General features: G+C 38.3%; 11 protein-coding genes and 1 pseudogene. 8 read left to right on the top strand and 4 right to left on the bottom strand.

What is annotated here, in order from left to right; translation table 11 throughout:
- The first annotated feature begins 136 nt into the window (after window positions 1–136).
- The 4 genes from rpoB to acpS all read left to right on the top strand — a co-directional run bounded on the left by rpoB (window position 137) and on the right by acpS (window position 10,380).
- A complete protein-coding gene (gene rpoB, locus K737_RS04815) occupies window positions 137–4,288 on the top strand; it encodes a DNA-directed RNA polymerase subunit beta (RefSeq protein WP_006292693.1) in 4,152 nt (1,383 codons plus the stop codon).
- Window positions 4,289–4,456: 168 nt separating this feature from the next.
- On the top strand, window positions 4,457–8,566 hold the full coding sequence (gene rpoC / locus K737_RS04810; RefSeq protein WP_152531098.1) for a DNA-directed RNA polymerase subunit beta': 4,110 nt from the start codon (window positions 4,457–4,459) through the stop codon (window positions 8,564–8,566).
- Window positions 8,563–9,912 (top strand): phosphohexomutase domain-containing protein, encoded by a 1,350-nt coding sequence (gene glmM / locus K737_RS04805; RefSeq protein ID WP_006292697.1) that lies wholly within the window; start codon window positions 8,563–8,565, stop codon window positions 9,910–9,912. Before rpoC ends, glmM begins: the two co-directional genes overlap by 4 nt.
- Before the next feature lie 21 nt (window positions 9,913–9,933).
- Window positions 9,934–10,380: a holo-ACP synthase gene (gene acpS / locus K737_RS04800; RefSeq protein ID WP_023491920.1), complete on the top strand. Its 447-nt coding sequence runs from the start codon at window positions 9,934–9,936 to the stop codon at window positions 10,378–10,380.
- On the opposite strand, the gene K737_RS10305 is transcribed toward acpS, so the two are convergent.
- The 3 genes from K737_RS10305 to K737_RS12095 all read right to left on the bottom strand — a co-directional run bounded on the left by K737_RS10305 (window position 10,363) and on the right by K737_RS12095 (window position 11,289).
- Window positions 10,363–10,569 carry a hypothetical protein gene (locus K737_RS10305; RefSeq protein WP_006292701.1) on the bottom strand — a complete coding sequence of 69 codons (207 nt, stop codon included), beginning with the start codon at window positions 10,567–10,569 and terminating at the stop codon, window positions 10,363–10,365. The genes acpS and K737_RS10305 overlap by 18 nt on opposite strands.
- A gap of 193 nt (window positions 10,570–10,762) precedes the next feature.
- Window positions 10,763–10,912, bottom strand: coding sequence for a hypothetical protein (locus K737_RS11200; protein WP_162471408.1), 150 nt, complete (start codon window positions 10,910–10,912; stop codon window positions 10,763–10,765).
- A gap of 230 nt (window positions 10,913–11,142) precedes the next feature.
- Complete coding sequence (locus K737_RS12095; RefSeq protein WP_081731177.1) at window positions 11,143–11,289, bottom strand: transposase; 147 nt, start codon at window positions 11,287–11,289, stop codon at window positions 11,143–11,145.
- A gap of 937 nt (window positions 11,290–12,226) precedes the next feature.
- Here K737_RS12095 and K737_RS04790 point away from each other — a divergent pair.
- From K737_RS04790 to K737_RS11485, 4 genes are all read left to right on the top strand, one after another.
- The gene (locus K737_RS04790) at window positions 12,227–13,087 is read left to right on the top strand and encodes a hypothetical protein (RefSeq protein WP_006298562.1); all 861 of its coding nucleotides are present in this window, start codon (window positions 12,227–12,229) and stop codon (window positions 13,085–13,087) included.
- Window positions 13,088–14,008: 921 nt separating this feature from the next.
- Window positions 14,009–14,515, top strand: coding sequence for a transcription termination/antitermination NusG family protein (locus K737_RS04785; protein ID WP_035544531.1), 507 nt, complete (start codon window positions 14,009–14,011; stop codon window positions 14,513–14,515).
- A 349-nt stretch (window positions 14,516–14,864) separates the two neighbouring features.
- A complete protein-coding gene (locus tag K737_RS04780; protein ID WP_006298564.1) occupies window positions 14,865–15,044 on the top strand; it encodes a helix-turn-helix domain-containing protein in 180 nt (59 codons plus the stop codon).
- 309 nt (window positions 15,045–15,353) lie between these two features.
- Window positions 15,354–15,482, top strand: a complete 129-nt coding sequence (locus K737_RS11485; RefSeq protein ID WP_268743864.1) for a hypothetical protein — start codon at window positions 15,354–15,356, stop codon at window positions 15,480–15,482.
- A gap of 10 nt (window positions 15,483–15,492) precedes the next feature.
- Here K737_RS11485 and K737_RS11195 read toward each other — a convergent pair.
- A pseudogene (locus K737_RS11195) lies at window positions 15,493–15,705 on the bottom strand (helix-turn-helix domain-containing protein); the annotation flags it as partial.

Below are 15,705 nucleotides of genomic sequence, written 5' to 3'. Positions count from 1 at the left end.
GTAAGAAGTGTTTACGGTGATTTTTATTTTTATCGGGGAAGACTTTTTTATGAAAAATAGATCCGAAATAGAGAGGTTAAAAATTTAAATTTTAGAGAGGTTAAAAATTTAAATTTACTTACTTTAGGGAGAGATTATGGTAGACCATGGAGCATTTGGTTTGGCTCCGAAGCGGCTTCGGTACGGTTTTTCTCGTTTTCCAGAGTTTATGGAAATTCCTAGTTTAATAGAGCTACAAAAGCAATCTTATGATGATTTTTTGCAAAAAGATGTGCCTTGGAATCAGAGAAAGCGAGAAGGACTTCAGGGTGCCTTGATGAGCTTTTTTCCTATACAGGATTTTTCGGAACGTGCTCAACTTGATTTGGATTATTATACTTTAGAGCCCTCTAAATTTGATATCGATGAGGTTCGTCAAAAAGGCTTGACTTATGCATCTTCTTTGAAAGTGCGTCTTCGGTTAACGTTGTTTGAGGTAGTAGACGGAAAACGGGAGATTAAAGAAGTAAGAGAGCAAGATACTTACTTGGGCGACGTCCCAATTATGACTCCAGAAGGAACTTTTGTTATCAATGGGGTAGAGCGTGTTGTTGTTTCACAAATACAGCGATCTCCGGGAGTTTTTTTTGATAAAGATTCTGGTCATCATGGAGTTAAGAGCTATGTGGCTCGTGTTATTCCTTTCCAGGGAGCTTGGATTGATTTTGAATTTAGTCCAAAAGATTTGTTGTACGTTCGCATTGACCGTAAGAGAAAATTCTTAGTGACGACTTTGATGATGGCACTGAATTCGGACCAAGAATTTGAGCAAGAGCAAGAGCAAGAGCAAGAGTCTTGGTTGACCCCTGGGATGTCTCGTAGTGAGATTCTGCATCGATTTTATGAAACAGAGCGCTGGATTTTGAGCGGTGGAGAGTGGGTATGCGACTTCAATCCAAAGGGATGGCACAATGTTATTCTTACTCAAGACTTGATAGATGCGGATTCAGGGGAGGTAGTTGCTGCAGCGGGAGAGCGTTTAACTCAGCGGTTTTTATCCTTACTTCAAAAAAAGCAAATTAAACATGTAAGGGCAGATATTGGTCAAATAATCGGTCGTTGTCTTGCTGACGATCTTTTTTCTTTGGACACAGGGGAGCGATTAGGTCAAGCGGGAGAAGAAGTAACAAAAGAGCTTCTAGAGAAAATTTTACACGCATCTTGCAGCGAGCTTCAAGTGCTTTCTATGGATCATATAAGCAGTAGTGCTCCTTTGTGTAATACTTTGTTGGCAGATAAAAACCTTTCCCGTAAAGATGCGTTGGAGGAGATTTATAGTATTTTGCGCCCCGGAGAAAATGCTACACTGGAAGTGATGTACGCATTTTTTCAAAATTTATTTTTTAATCCAGATCGGTATAGTTTGGCAGAGGTTGGGCGTTTAAAAATGAATGCTCGATTGCCAAAATTAACGTCTCCTCTTTCTCAAACCTGTTTGTGTAAGGAGGATTTTATTGAAATTATTCGATGTTTACTCGACCTTAAAGAAGGAAAAGGGTTTGTAGACGATATCGATAGTTTGGGAAATCGTCGTGTGCGCTCAGTGGGGGAGCTTTTAGAGGCGCAGTATCGTTCAGGGTTGCTTCGTATGCAACGCGGAATCAGAGAACGTATGAGTGCCATTGATTTAGAGCAAGCAATGCCTAATGATTTTGTTAACGCTCGAGCTATTTCTTCCGTCATCAAGGAATTTTTCGGAACTTCTCAGCTGTCGCAGTTTATGGACCAAACAAACCCCCTTTCTTCTGTTAATCACAAGCGGCGGTTATCAGCTTTGGGGCCAGGGGGGTTGACGAAAGAACGGGCAGGTATTGATGTTCGTGACGTTAATCCAAGTCAACATGGTCGTATTTGCCCTGTGGAGACTCCTGAAGGAGGAAACATTGGACTGATTAATTCTATGGCAGTTTATGCCAGGGTTAATAAGTATGGCTTTTTAGAAACGCCTTATCGGCGTGTGATAGACGGTCGCGTTACTCAAGACGTTGTTTATGTTTCAGTTATGGAAGAAGAAAGTGCTTATGTTGCACAGCCAGATGCGGAAGTAGATGAAGATGGGTGCTTAAGAGGACCTCTTGTTCGAACCAGAAAAGCGGGAGAGTACGTTTTGGTTCCCGTAAAAGATGTGAATTTTATTGACGTTTCTCCAAAGCAAATTGTTTCTGTTGCGGCAGCTTTGATTCCGTTTTTAGAAAATAACGATGCGAATCGTGCGCTTATGGGGTCTAACATGCAACGTCAAGCAGTTCCTTTAATGAAAAGTCAGGCTCCCTTGGTGGGGACAGGGCTAGAAGCGTTAGTGGCAAGAGATTCTGGAGCTATCATTCACGCAAAGCGCGGAGGAATTGTAGATAGTGTTGACGCTCGGTGCATTGTAATTATTCCTGATAATCAAGAGAAAGATTCGTTAATTGATATTTACAAGTTAACTAAGTTTCGTCGTTCTAATTCTGGAACATGTATTCACCAAAAACCTGTGGTCAGCGTGGGGCAAAGAGTAACGGAAGGAAGCATTATTGCTGACGGATGTGCTATGGATCAAGGAGAGCTTGCCTTAGGAAGTAACGTTCTTGTTGCATTCATGCCTTGGTACGGGTATGGATTTGAGGATTCTATTGTTATTTCAAATCGTTTGATAAAAGAAGATACGTTTACAACGCTTCATATTGAAGAACTAGAAGTTATTGTACGAGATACAAAATTAGGAGCAGAGGAAATTACTATTGATGTTCCTGGTGTTCCAGAAGAAATGTTGGCGCGCCTAGATCAGTCTGGAATTATTCATATCGGAAGAGAAGTAGAGCCTGGCGATATTTTGGTTGGAAAAGTCAGTCCTCGCGCTGAAACTACGTTAAGTTCCGAAGAAAAATTGTTGCGGGCGATTTTTGCGGACAAAGCTTCAGATGTAAAGGATAGTTCGTTGCGTGTTCCCTCTGGGATGCGGGGAGTAGTGTGCGATGTACAAATTTTTTGTCGTGCAGGGGTAGAAAAAGACGAAAGGTCTTTGATTATTGAGCGACAAAAAATAGCACAATTAATTCAAGAAAAAGATATTGAGAAAAATATTCTTGAGCGTATCATGAAAAAAAGTACTAAAGAGCTTGTTGAAAAATATCAGCGACGTCTTTGTATTGAAAAGTCATTGTGGACCCCAGAAATAGAAGCAGGAAGATGGAGAACGTTTCATTTAGATTCAAAAAGTCCTGAAGGGGAACGGCTAGGAATTTTGCGTTCTAAATATAACGAGAATATTAGAAAGCTTGAAGAGCAGTGTGAGCAAAAGGTTGGTCGTGTTAGCCGGGGTGACGAATTACCTGCTGGAGTTTTGAAAATAGTCAAGGTATTTTTGGCGGTCAAGAGAAAATTGCAACCAGGAGATAAAATGGCCGGACGTCACGGAAACAAGGGGGTTGTTTCTGTGATTGTTCCTCAAGAGGATATGCCTTATTTAGAAGATGGGACTCCGGTTGATATTGTTTTGAACTCATTAGGGCTTCCTTCGCGTATGAACGTGGGGCAGACGTTAGAAACCCACCTTGGATGGGCCTCTTTGAATTTTGGAAAAAAAGTAAAAGAGGTTTTAAAACAAGCAGTCTTTATGGACGCTGAGCAAGGAGAAACTTTCTTAAGGAAGGGGCTTTGCGACGTCTATAAGAAGCCGGATCTTGTTCAAAAAATTCAAGAGATGTCTCTAGAAGCTTTGATGAAGTTGGCAGAAGGAACGTGTAAGGGGATGCCTATGGCAACACCGGTTTTTGAAGGTGCTAAGGTTTCAGACATTGAAGAGTTATTTCAATCTTTGGGGCTTCATTTATCAGGGCAAGAGCGTCTTTACGATGGAAAAACGGGAGAACCTTTTGATCGTCCTGTAACAGTGGGTATCATGTATATGTTAAAGCTTGACCATTTGGTAGATGATAAAATTCATGCGCGCTCTGTAGGGCCTTATGGATTGGTAACTCAGCAACCTTTGGGAGGAAAATCTCAATTTGGAGGTCAGCGGTTTGGAGAAATGGAGGTGTGGGCATTGCAGGCTTATGGAGCGGCAAAAATACTTTTGGAAATGATTACTGTTAAATCTGATGATTTGGACGGAAGAATGGCGATGTTTAAGTCTATCATTAAAAACATGGAATCTTCTGTATCAACGCTTCCAGAATCTTTTAATGTTTTGGTCAAAGAACTTCGTACGTTGTGCTTAAACGTGGAGTATGTGCAAAAAAATGCAATCGATTGTTCTGCAGCGTAGAAGGGAGAATTATTAATGAGTATAGAAAATCAAGATGGATTTTGGGCCATGAAGCAGGAAGTTTCTTCAGAAAATTTTTATGATGATACAAGACCAAAAGATACAGAGCAAAGTGAAGTCAACGATTCTCCGGTAGTTGCTCCATTAACGCAAGAAACTTGCCACGATATGTTTGAGGCGGTTTCTTATCGCCCTGGAACTCCCACGGATTTTGATGGGATAAGAATTTCTATCGCTAGTCCAGATCAAATTCGCTCTTGGTCTTATGGGGAAGTGAAAAAACCAGAAACTATAAACTACAGAACGTTTAAGCCGGAAAAAGATGGTCTATTTTGTGCGAGAATTTTTGGTCCCATCAAAGATTATGAATGTTTGTGCGGAAAGTACAAGCGTATGAAGTATAGGGGGGCTGTGTGTGAACGGTGTGGCGTTGAAGTCACTCAAACTAAGGTTCGAAGAGAGCGCATGGGGCATATTGAGCTGGCCTCTCCGGTTGCTCATATTTGGTTTTCTCGTTCTCTTCCAAGCAGAATTGCCACACTATTGGATATGACGATAAAAACGCTTGAACGTATTTTATATTTTGAAGGGCAAGTGGTTTTAGATCCAGGATTGACACCTCTTGCTTATGGTCGGGTATTAACAGATGCAGAATACAACAAATTTTGTCAAGAATATGGAATTGGAAATTTTGTTGTAGGGTCAGGATCTCAAGCGCTTAAGGAAATGTTGGAAAATTTGGATTTTCAACAAATGCGCGCTAAGCTTCGTTCTCAACTTGAAGGCTCTGTTTCAGAATTCAAACGTAAGCGTATCATAAAACAGTTAAAACTTGTAGAAGCGTTTGTGGGGTCTAATACGCGTCCTGAATGGATGATCTTGGATGTAATTCCTGTTATTCCTCCTGATTTGCGGCCATTGGTTCCTCTAGATGGAGGGCGTTTTGCCACTTCAGATCTAAATGACCTCTATCGTCGTTTGTTGAATCGGAATAATCGTCTTAAAAAATTGATGGAAATGCAAACTCCAGACGTGATTATTCGCAATGAAAAACGTATGTTACAAGAAGTAGTTGATGCATTTTTTGATAATGGGCGCAGGGGGCGTCCTATAACGGGCACCAATAAGCGGCCTTTAAAGTCTTTGTCTGACATGCTTAGAGGAAAGCATGGACGGTTTCGTTCAAATCTTTTGGGGAAACGAGTAGATTATTCAGGGCGTTCTGTCATTGTGGTGGGGCCTGAGCTTAGGTTAGATCAATGTGGTTTGCCTAAAAAAATGGCTTTAGAGCTGTTTAAACCTTATGTATATGCAAAATTAGAGCGATACGGTCTTGCAAGCAGTGTGAAAGTTGCAAAACGAATGGTAGAGCGAGAAAGGCCAGAAATCTGGGATATTCTAGAAGAGGTTATTCAAGAGCGTACAGTGCTTTTAAATCGTGCACCGACGTTGCACCGTTTGGGTATTCAAGCGTTTGAACCTGTTTTGATTGAAGGAAAGGCGATCCAACTTCATCCTTTGGTGTGCGCGGCTTATAACGCGGACTTTGATGGAGACCAAATGGCGGTGCATGTTCCTCTTTCTCTGGAAGCGCAGATTGAAGCTAGAGTTTTGATGATGTCTACTAATAATATTTTAAGTCCGGCTAGTGGAGAGCCTGTGATAGTTCCCAGTAAGGACATGGTGTTGGGGTTGTATTACCTCACCTTAGAGCGCAGTCAAGAAAAAGGGGAAGGTATGGCGTTTTCCTCTTTTTCAGAAGTATTAATGGCATTAGAAAAAAAATCTGTTTCTCTTCACGCTGTTATTCAAGCAAGGGTTGAGATGTTGGACGAGCAGGGAAATCTGAAGAGTTCTCGTGAAGTTACAACGCCTGGGCGATTAATTTTTTGGGACGTAGTTCCAAGACATCCAAAAATTTCCTTTTCATCTTTGAACCGAAATTTAAGTTCAAAAGAAATTAATGAAGTTATAGGGCAAGTGCATCGGTTTTGTGGGGCGCCGGCAACAACTGGGTTTGCTGATGCTTTAGTGCAACTAGGATTTAAATACGCTACCGTCGGAGGAATTTCTTTTGGAAAAGATGATCTTTTGGTTCCTCCAGAAAAAGATTCTTTGGTAAAAGAAACAGAAAAGTTAATCCAAGAGTACCATCAGCAATATTTGGACGGATTGATCACTTTTGGTGAGCGGTATAACCGAATTACAGATGCGTGGACGAAGTGTTCTGAGTCTGTGGCTTATCATATGATGGAGCGTATCGCTCAAGAAGTTCCAGGAAAGCCTTTAAACTCTCTTTACCTAATGGCGGTTTCTGGAGCAAGAGGTGCAAAAGGACAGCTTAGACAGCTTATGGGAATGCGAGGATTGATTGCGCGTCACGACGGTACTGTTATTGAGCATCCAATTATTTCTAACTTTAAGGAAGGGTTGCGCTCTGATGAGTATTTTAACTCTATTTACGGTGCTCGAAAGGGATTGTCAGATACTGCACTAAAGACAGCAAACGCAGGGTATTTGACGCGTCGCTTGGTAGATGTTGCTCAAGATTGTGTTATTCACGAGCAGGATTGTGGAACGGATGCGTTTATTGAAATGCGCGCTTTAGATGATATTTCTGGTGTGGGACCGTCGCTTAGGGAGCGCATTTTTGGTCGTACTTTGGCTAGGGATATTGTGTTTTCTGATGGAACTGTACTTTTAAAGGGAACGCTGATAGATCATGATACAGTGGTGTTGATTGAAAATGATTATGTTCGTTCTGTTGCGGTGCGTTCTGTTTTAAAATGTGAAGCAAGGTACGGTGTGTGTTCCATGTGTTATGGAAGAAATTTAGCTCGCGGTGGAATGGTTATGATGGGTGAGGCAGTGGGAGTTGTTGCAGCACAATCTATCGGTGAACCAGGAACGCAGCTTACCATGAGAACGTTCCACTCTGGAGGTACTGCTCAACGTGCTTCTGAATCTTCGTCTCTTGATGCGCGCTATGCAGGAAAAATTGCTTTTCGCCACAAAAGTACCGTCGTTAATCGTTATGGTCAAGTCATCGTTGTAGGGCGTTCTATGGAAATTCAGATATTGGACCTTGCTCGAGAAGGGCAAGAGTTAATGAGTTTTCGCTTGCCGTATGGATCTTCTCTTTTAGTGCAAGAAGGGATGCAAGTAGAGCAAGGACAGCGGTTGGCAGAGTGGGACCCCTATACTTTGCCTATCATCGTAGAGCAAGAAGGAACTATCCATTATACCGATCTGGTAGAAGGAGTTTCTTTGAGGGAAGTTTTGGATGATTTAACTGGTATTACGCAGCGTATCGTTGTGCCTTCTAGAGCGACCAGCAGGGGAAAAGAGTTGCGCCCAACTCTTGTGTTAAAACCTTACGATACACTTCGTTCTGAAGTAAGGTATTCATTGTCTGTGGATACAGTGGTATTGGCAACAGATCAACAAGGAGTTCAGAAAGGAGACGTTATTGCAAGGCTTGCAAAAGAGGCCTTTAAGTCTAGAGACATCGTTGGAGGGTTGCCTCGTATCGTAGAGTTATTTGAAGCACGACGTCCAAAAGAACCAGCAGTGATGAGCCGATATTCTGGAGTAGTAGCCTATGGTAAGGATCAGAAGAATCGAAGAAAGTTTTCTGTTATCCCAGATGATATTCAAGAGCGCCCCGTAGAATACACAATTCCTCAAGGACGGCATATTTTGGTGTATGAGGGGGATCGAGTTAATAAAGGAGACATATTAGTGGCAGGAAACATGGTGCCACACGATATTTTGTCTATCTTGGGGGTAGATGCTTTGGCAGATTTTTTGATTCAAGAAATTCAGATGTTGTATCGACTTCAGGGAGTTCGGATTAATGAAAAGCACATCGAAGTTATTTTGCGACAAATGTTGCAGCGTGTAGAGATTCAAGAAGCTGGGGGAACTCTTTTCCTAGTAGGAGATCACATCACTCTTGAAGAGCTGGAAAAAGGAAATCGTAGTGCGCTTCAGGAAGGGAAAGCACCTGCAAAAGCTTTGCGTATTTTGCAAGGTATTACAAAGGTGTCTTTGCAAACTGATTCTTTTATTTCAGCAGCTTCGTTCCAAGAAACTACTCGGGTGCTGACAGATGCTGCGGTACATGGAAAGGTGGACAATTTAAGGGGAATGAAAGAAAATGTTATCGCAGGACGTCTAATTCCTGCAGGAACTGGCTTGTTCGAACGTATTTTGCGCCAAGAGGCAAGAGTGCGAGACTCAAATCCTTTAAGTCGTTCTAGTGAGCAAAATTTGTGAAAAAATTACGTTGGTTTGGAACAGATGGGATACGGGGGGTTAAATTTGAAGGAATATTTGTTCCTTCTGTTCTTGCCCGTGTTGGATGTGCTTTTGCAGAATATCTTCAAGAAAAATTTTCTCAAATTAACAAAGACTCGCTTTGGGTGCTTATTGGGATAGATACACGGGATTCTGGTCCTGCTTTTGCTTGTGCTTTGGCTTCAGGATTAAAAGAAAGAGGAGTAAATGGAGGATACCTTGGGGTGTGTTCCAGCAGTGCTTTGGCTTGGTTGACACGCTATTACGATGCGAGTTTTGGTGTTATGATTTCTGCTTCTCACAATCCGGCGGTGTACAACGGAATAAAATGCTTTGACAGTAAAGGAGAAAAACTTTCTGTGGAAGAAGAGATGAAAATCGAACTTTTTATAGAGCAGCATCTTCAAGAAGAAAGAGAAATAAATATGCTTTCTAAAGATACCGTCACGCATACACAACTTCCTTATGAAAAAACTTTAGTTTCTGGTCGAAATTTAAGAGGGTTGCGTGTTGTGCTTGACGGTGCTCACGGGTCTCTTTGGAAATTTGCTGAACATTGCTTTAATCTTTGTGGTGCGCAAGTAGTTTCTTGCTTAGGTGGCGCACCGAACGGGAATAATATTAACGAAGAGTCTGGAGTATTACATCCAAGGTATTTACAAAAGGCTGTTGTGAAAGAACAAGCAGATTTGGGATTTTGTTTTGATGGAGATGGGGACAGGGTAGGCGTTGTTGATCATTTAGGAAATTATTGGAATGGAGATCATATTTTAGCGGTTTTAGCTCAAGATGATTCTGGCATTGTTGGAACAGTTATGAGCAATTATGGATTAGAGCTCCATTGTGCAGAACGAGGGAAATCTTTTCTTAGGGTAGATGTGGGAGACCGCTGGATTGCTCAGGCTTTAAAAACTCGAGGACTTCGTTGGGGGGGGGAGTCTTCAGGGCACATCATTGATAACGATTTTTTATCGGTGGGAGATGGGTTGTGGGTTGCACTAGAGGTTAGTACAAGGTTTATGCAAAAGGAAAAGAATGCAATTTTTCCGGGTTTTGTTCCTTATCCTATGATACAGTGTAATGTTCCGATTGATGGTAGCTTTTCTTTAACGACACCACAGATGCGTTCATGTTTGCGTGCGTTACATGAATCTATTGCTCCAAATATACGTTTAGTGTTAAGGGGGTCAGGAACAGAGCCAGTTATTAGAATTTTATTGGAAGGACCATGTGCTTTAGATTTAAATGTTGAGATGGAACGTATTAAAGACTGGTTGTTTCAGCATGCTGGAGTAAAATCAATCCTTGAAAGTAGTGCAGCTTAGAGAAATTAAAATATTATTTTTATGATGCATAATTTTTTTCCTAAAGAAGATCTAAAAACTTATCAGGTAATGGTGGGGGTGGGGATAGATCTTTTGGAAATTTCACGTCTTCAAGAAAAAATTCAACGGCATGGATCTCGTTTTTTGGATCGCATTTTTACCCTTCAAGAACAGCAGTATTGCAGAAAAAAATTTAATCCTTATGGGCATTACGCTTCTCGATTTTGTGCAAAGGAAGCTTTCGTTAAGGCGTTGGGATGGGGAATTTCTGAGCGATGTTCTTGGTTAGATATAGACGTTTACCATGATGAAAAAGGAAAGCCTTGCTTAAGAATAGCTGAAAAAGTGTATAAGTACCTTCCTTGGAAAGGGATAAGTGTGCACTTAAGTATTTCTGATGAAAGACGTTACGCTCAAGCTGTTGTTATTGTGTTGGCATCTGTTGAATCTTTAACTGGTATCTCGTAATAAAATTCTTATCAGTATCCATATGCCGCTTTCTTTTGGAAGGTTTGGTAGCACCCAAGAGTGCTCCCTTTGTAAGCCAGATATCAAACCAATTGCAATTATATCTTTGCCAATTAAAGCACCTATGGCATTGCTCCCCCCAGTCATGAGCGCCATAACACCGATTGACTTTATCAGAGTGTCCGGCATATCATAAGCAAAAACACACTTTCGTCACTATAACCTATCTGCTTGTCTTATAACCTGTATTCATGATTTAGCTATCTTTATAGGATCATGGAATGGGCTATCATACTCATATTTTCAGCAGTCGCTATGGCAATTTCGTAATCTTTAGATACTCTTCGAAAATGATTTAGCTATCCTATGTTCTTTCGACAATCTAACGCGTTGGAAGTATGACCCATCCTTGAGATATGCGCTCTGAGGTTGCTATAGTTTTATTCAATAGAGTTCTCACAAATGCCTCCAGGGGTTTTCTATATCCAGCTTCTGCACACACTTCCTTTAATGTAGGATATTTTTGCAACATTTCCTTAAAAACTCTGCACCCAGCACCTGTGTCATTGGCCTTATGAACCGTGATATGGATCAGATTGCCTTGCCTATCAACACCACTATGCCGTTTGCGTATCTTTTTTCCCCCATCTATACCTATTTTTTCTGAGGCAGCTGTGGGTTTAACACTTTGTGAATGATGCTATAGCTGGGATTTTTACTTCTTTCATACTTAATTCGACTTGTCTTAACAAAGTTCATGCATCACTTTTGCCCATACTCCCTTAATCCTATATCGTCTATAAAACAATGTACCGTAGAATATGGTGGAAAATCTTTTGGTAGCATGCGCCATTGACAACCGCTCTTGATTATATAACATACTGTATTAACACCCTCTTTTTTTTGTATTTGCTTTTATTGCCGCTATCAAAATGATGCTTTATCACATCTCACTCTCTCTCTTTTAAATCGCTTGGTTAATCTTCTACACCTCAAGGCCTTTTATATCACACTTTTTTATTCATGAATACAGGTTCTTACTTTTTGAATTCTTCAATTTTTTGGCAAAACGCAGATCTTCTTTCTGGATCGGATGATTAAGAATTTTCTTATATGTCACTCCTAAACGGTGTTTTGCATATCTTATACCAGAAGCGCTGACTTCTAACCTCTTAACACTTTCATAGCTAAACTATCTGGAAATTCTTTTATATTAATTTCTCTTTGTCTAATTTTGTCCAGGGTTTATTCCTTTTGTTGACTCCTTCAAGATTTTTGCTCCATCTTGCTACTGCTGATTTAGATATGCAAAATCTATCGGCTACTTTTCAAATGATAACCCGTGCTTTGTTTTTAATACTTTTTTCGAAAATCTAATGAATATGTCATAACTTTAATTACTATAATTTATTACGTAATTATAACTCTATCTAGCTCCATTGTCATGTTCTTTTTATCATGTTTTAACTATAGTTGAGATCTTAAATCTTTTGCATAGCTTGATAAAACTTTCAACAGCTGATTATAGCTTTAGTACTTTTTTACGGAATTGAACTGAATATGTCATCTTTTTTTCAAGTTTTGACAAAATTCTAGCGTAATTTTATTCTTGTTGTATATTGGCCTTAGCTATACGACATTTTTTAAAATCTAAGAACCTGTCTGCACAGTTAGTATAACATTTTCATAAAACGAACAATTACAACAGGGGTAAGACGCAATACTATTTTTTTTCTGTAATTACTGTGCAGATGGTTTATATCTCACTTCAGATTTTATTTGTTTTTATAAAAAATTTATATTTTTTTGATAAAATAAAAAGTGTAAAAATTAGCTTATTATAAACATGTTAAACAAAATTTTTCTTATTTCGTTATTTTTTGTGTTAAGCGTAAATACAGAAATCTATGCTGGTCTTTATGAAAATCTTAATGAAATTAGGAAATCAAAGCTTGAAAATTTCAGCAAATCTTCCAAAAAACAAAGTGAGATTAGAAAGGCTTTTGGGGGCAAATACTCAGATCCCTTTGATATAATTATTTTAGATTTTGAAATCTTTTTAATTGGAATCATTGAAAATAAAGATAATTTCAAAAGTATTATTGATAAGTATCTAAATAATAAACCAGGGACAAAAGAATTATCTTTGGAAACTCGAATACTTTTGGCAAAATATTTCGCTAATGATTTTATCCACAATATGAAAACTGTTTATTATGCACATATCAAAAATTTTTGTGACGCATTATCTAAAGATAACACTTCTTATAACGAAGAGTATAAAAAATTTTTAGAAGAAAATAAAGACAAGATGCACAAAAAGGCAATTGATTATTTCGGTCAGGCACAGGAGTATTCAGAGGCTCAATTTGCTCTGGAAAAGCAAATAAGTAGCGCCTTAAATAAACTTAATTTAGGTGATTCTTTTAAAAATCTCTTTAGTTATATTAAAGAAGAAGAAACTACATATAAATACTATGAAGATATTAAAAAATTGTTTTTAGAAAGAAAAATTACAAAATACAATGAAGATTTTGTTTCTAATCCAAACTTTTATACCGCAATAAAAATAGATAGTGAAATTAAATTTTTTGAACAAGGTGAAATAGAAAAAAAAGAAAAAGAAATTAGAGGAATTATCCCTGAACCAAAGCGTGAACGAAAGCGAGATAAGGTTAAAAATTTTTTTAAATCAATAACTAAATAAGATGCCCTAATCTTTATCAACATGTTTTGTGAACGGGGTAATAAACTGCCATAGTGCATTTATTGTCTAAAAATCCCAGTATCCCCCTTCCCATTGGGATAAAGTAGAGGTATTTCAGGGCAATCAAGACAAATAGGCTACCTCCCTCAGTGTTATACTTTGTATCTAACGAATAAAAGGAGGTCCAAAAAAATGAAATATTAAAGGGAATAAAAATAATCATTACTATGATTCTTTTATCTTTTACAATACAACATTTTTTAAAATCAATTTTTCTATATGATCTAGAACAATTAGAATATAGTGGTAGAAAAATTACTACACTCTTTAATAAAAGAAAAAAAATGACTTGACTTGGTTTTTAACTTAAGTGTAATTTTAAAATTTTTAAAACTTTTGAAAATTTTAAAAAGTTAATGTGTATCTTTTAATAGTACTCTCCAGGGATCCACAAAAAAAAGAGACTTTTGTATCATGGATGATGAAAGTTATAGTACAGGTTTGGAAGTAGGGGGGATTTTTCCTAACTAAAATTTTCTGCTCCTTTTAAGACATTTTTAGTGTTTAGGCAGAAATCAGATTAAGGAAGGCTTATTTTTTTTGAGGTCTTTTTTTGCTCTTCCAAAAAGGATTCAAAAAAGAATTGATTTTTTCAAGAAAATCTTACTGAGTCTGTCTTTGTATTTTGTGTGGTAAAGTCAAGATAAGATTTATGAAAGCTAAAAGTAATTGGTGTATACGAAAAGGTTTTATATTATAAGACGTATAAGAAGTATGATATCCAGAAGAACCTGACGTATAATGCTTTGCTGGTGTATATTTATAAGACACTTCATGATGTGGCTAAATTATGAAAAGAAGTATAGAATTATAGCATCGCGCGTTGACTTTATATTTTGTGTATCTTGTAAGGAAGATTTTATGAATATTACATGGTGTGTTGTGCATACGCAACCTTTAAAGGAATCCATCGCTCAAAAACATTTATTAGATCAAGGGTATGAAGTTTACTTTCCTCGATTTAAAAAAGTTTGTCGCCATGCTCGCAGGGTAGAAGAAAAACTTGTACCTTTGTTTCCTAGATATATTTTTTTGGGACTAGATTTGAATTTAGTAAGATGGCGCAGCATTAATGGGACTCGGGGAGTATCTTATTTACTAATGTGTGATGCCCTAAATCCTGCGCAAGTAGAAGCCGATGTTATTTATCGTTTGCAGGAAAAAGAAATTGGGGATGGCATTGTTCCCATTTCAAGTCTTGTAAATTTTGTTAAAGGTGAAAAAGTGCGTATCCTTGAAGGTGCGTTTGCAGATCAGACTGGAATTTTTCAGTCAATAGATGATAATTCTAGGGCTCAGGTATTGTTGACTTTTTTGGGAAGAGAGATAAAAATGAGTCTTCCCGTTTTTTCTATAGAAGAAGGATGAATTAAATTCAAGAAGAGAGGTTACCCCAACGTCGGTTATAATCGAACTCAATTTTATCCTTCTGCTATTTTGAAAAGTAGTAAAATAGAGTAGAGCTAATTTTTTCATGAGAGCCGTATATCTGAAAAAAATTCCTATAAGTCAAGGAGAAAAAAATAGTTTGGTCTACAAGTTCAGAAATTGCGTAAAAAAATGGAAACCTTTAACTAAAGATATTTTTTGTTAGAATTGGTAAAAGGAAGTCTTTTACAAGTCTCTAAAAAAGATTTTATGTAAATTTTGTGAATGTTTTGATTGCTTTAAAAGCGGTTTTGTTCGAAGGGGGGGCAGCGGTGCGAATGTAAAAACTGTGAAAAAAATTTCAAGAGGTGTTCCCGAGAAAGACAAGCTACAAGCCCTCGTTTTATACGCAAGTGGTCTTTCAATGAAGCGAATTGCTCAGCGTTTTGGTGTCAGCGCCACCGCTATTTTGAAGGGGGCGGGCACCTTAGGATTAAGGCTATGCGCCAAAATTGAGCCCTCTCTATAAGACAAAGGTATTGTCAAGGAAGTCGATGAATTTTGGAATTATTTAAAAAAAAGAAGCAAAAAAATTGAATTTTTAAAGCTTGGTTTTCTAAATTCTATGATCGTGCTGGAAAAGGGCTTGTCGATTTGGAATTTTGTGATAACTAAAGTCAAACATTCAAACAACTTTTTGAACGATTAAAAAAATGGAAAATTTTATTTTATTGCAAAGATCATTGGGCAGGTTTTAACAAAACTATTCCAAGCCCCCCCTCTTTCAGGCGCAAGATAAAACGTTTTTCATTGAACAAAATAACGCTCCACACCGCCATTGGTTTGCAAGATTTTGCCCCCCCTTGCAAACACACGATCACTTGAAATGCTAGAGGGAACACTGCGTATTTTTGCGGCACTTCACGTTAATAAAATATTAAAATTTTATCGTGCTATCTTTGGTTGAAAGCCTCAATTATTATATCGTATGTTGTATTTTCGCTTAATCCATAGCCTTGACTAACATGAAAATATGTCCGATATTCTCTGACATATTCCAGTGTCATAAGCAGTCTGTCTTCTATACTTAGCTTGCTTTTTCTACCACCACGAGCGTTCTTCTTTATTTCTTCTTATTTAATATTTAGCATTTTATAGAATGTAGCTTTCTTGACTCTGTTTAAGCTCCG

This window comes from Holospora undulata HU1 (genome assembly GCF_000388175.3).
Classification (GTDB): domain Bacteria; phylum Pseudomonadota; class Alphaproteobacteria; order Holosporales; family Holosporaceae; genus Holospora; species Holospora undulata_A.
The sequence above is the reverse complement of the archived record's forward strand: the minus strand, read 5'-3'. Positions and strand labels throughout refer to the sequence as shown.

Coding starts and splice junctions, on each gene's coding strand:
- K737_RS04790 (WP_006298562.1), top strand. CDS start 12,227: ATGTTAAACAAAATTTTTCTTATTTCGTTATTTTTTGTGTTAAGCGTA.
- rpoC (WP_152531098.1), top strand. CDS start 4,457: ATGTTTGAGGCGGTTTCTTATCGCCCTGGAACTCCCACGGATTTTGAT.
- K737_RS04785 (WP_035544531.1), top strand. CDS start 14,009: ATGAATATTACATGGTGTGTTGTGCATACGCAACCTTTAAAGGAATCC.
- K737_RS11200 (WP_162471408.1), bottom strand. CDS start 10,912: ATGTTGCAAAAATATCCTACATTAAAGGAAGTGTGTGCAGAAGCTGGA.
- rpoB (WP_006292693.1), top strand. CDS start 137: ATGGTAGACCATGGAGCATTTGGTTTGGCTCCGAAGCGGCTTCGGTAC.
- acpS (WP_023491920.1), top strand. CDS start 9,934: ATGATGCATAATTTTTTTCCTAAAGAAGATCTAAAAACTTATCAGGTA.
- K737_RS10305 (WP_006292701.1), bottom strand. CDS start 10,569: ATGCCGGACACTCTGATAAAGTCAATCGGTGTTATGGCGCTCATGACT.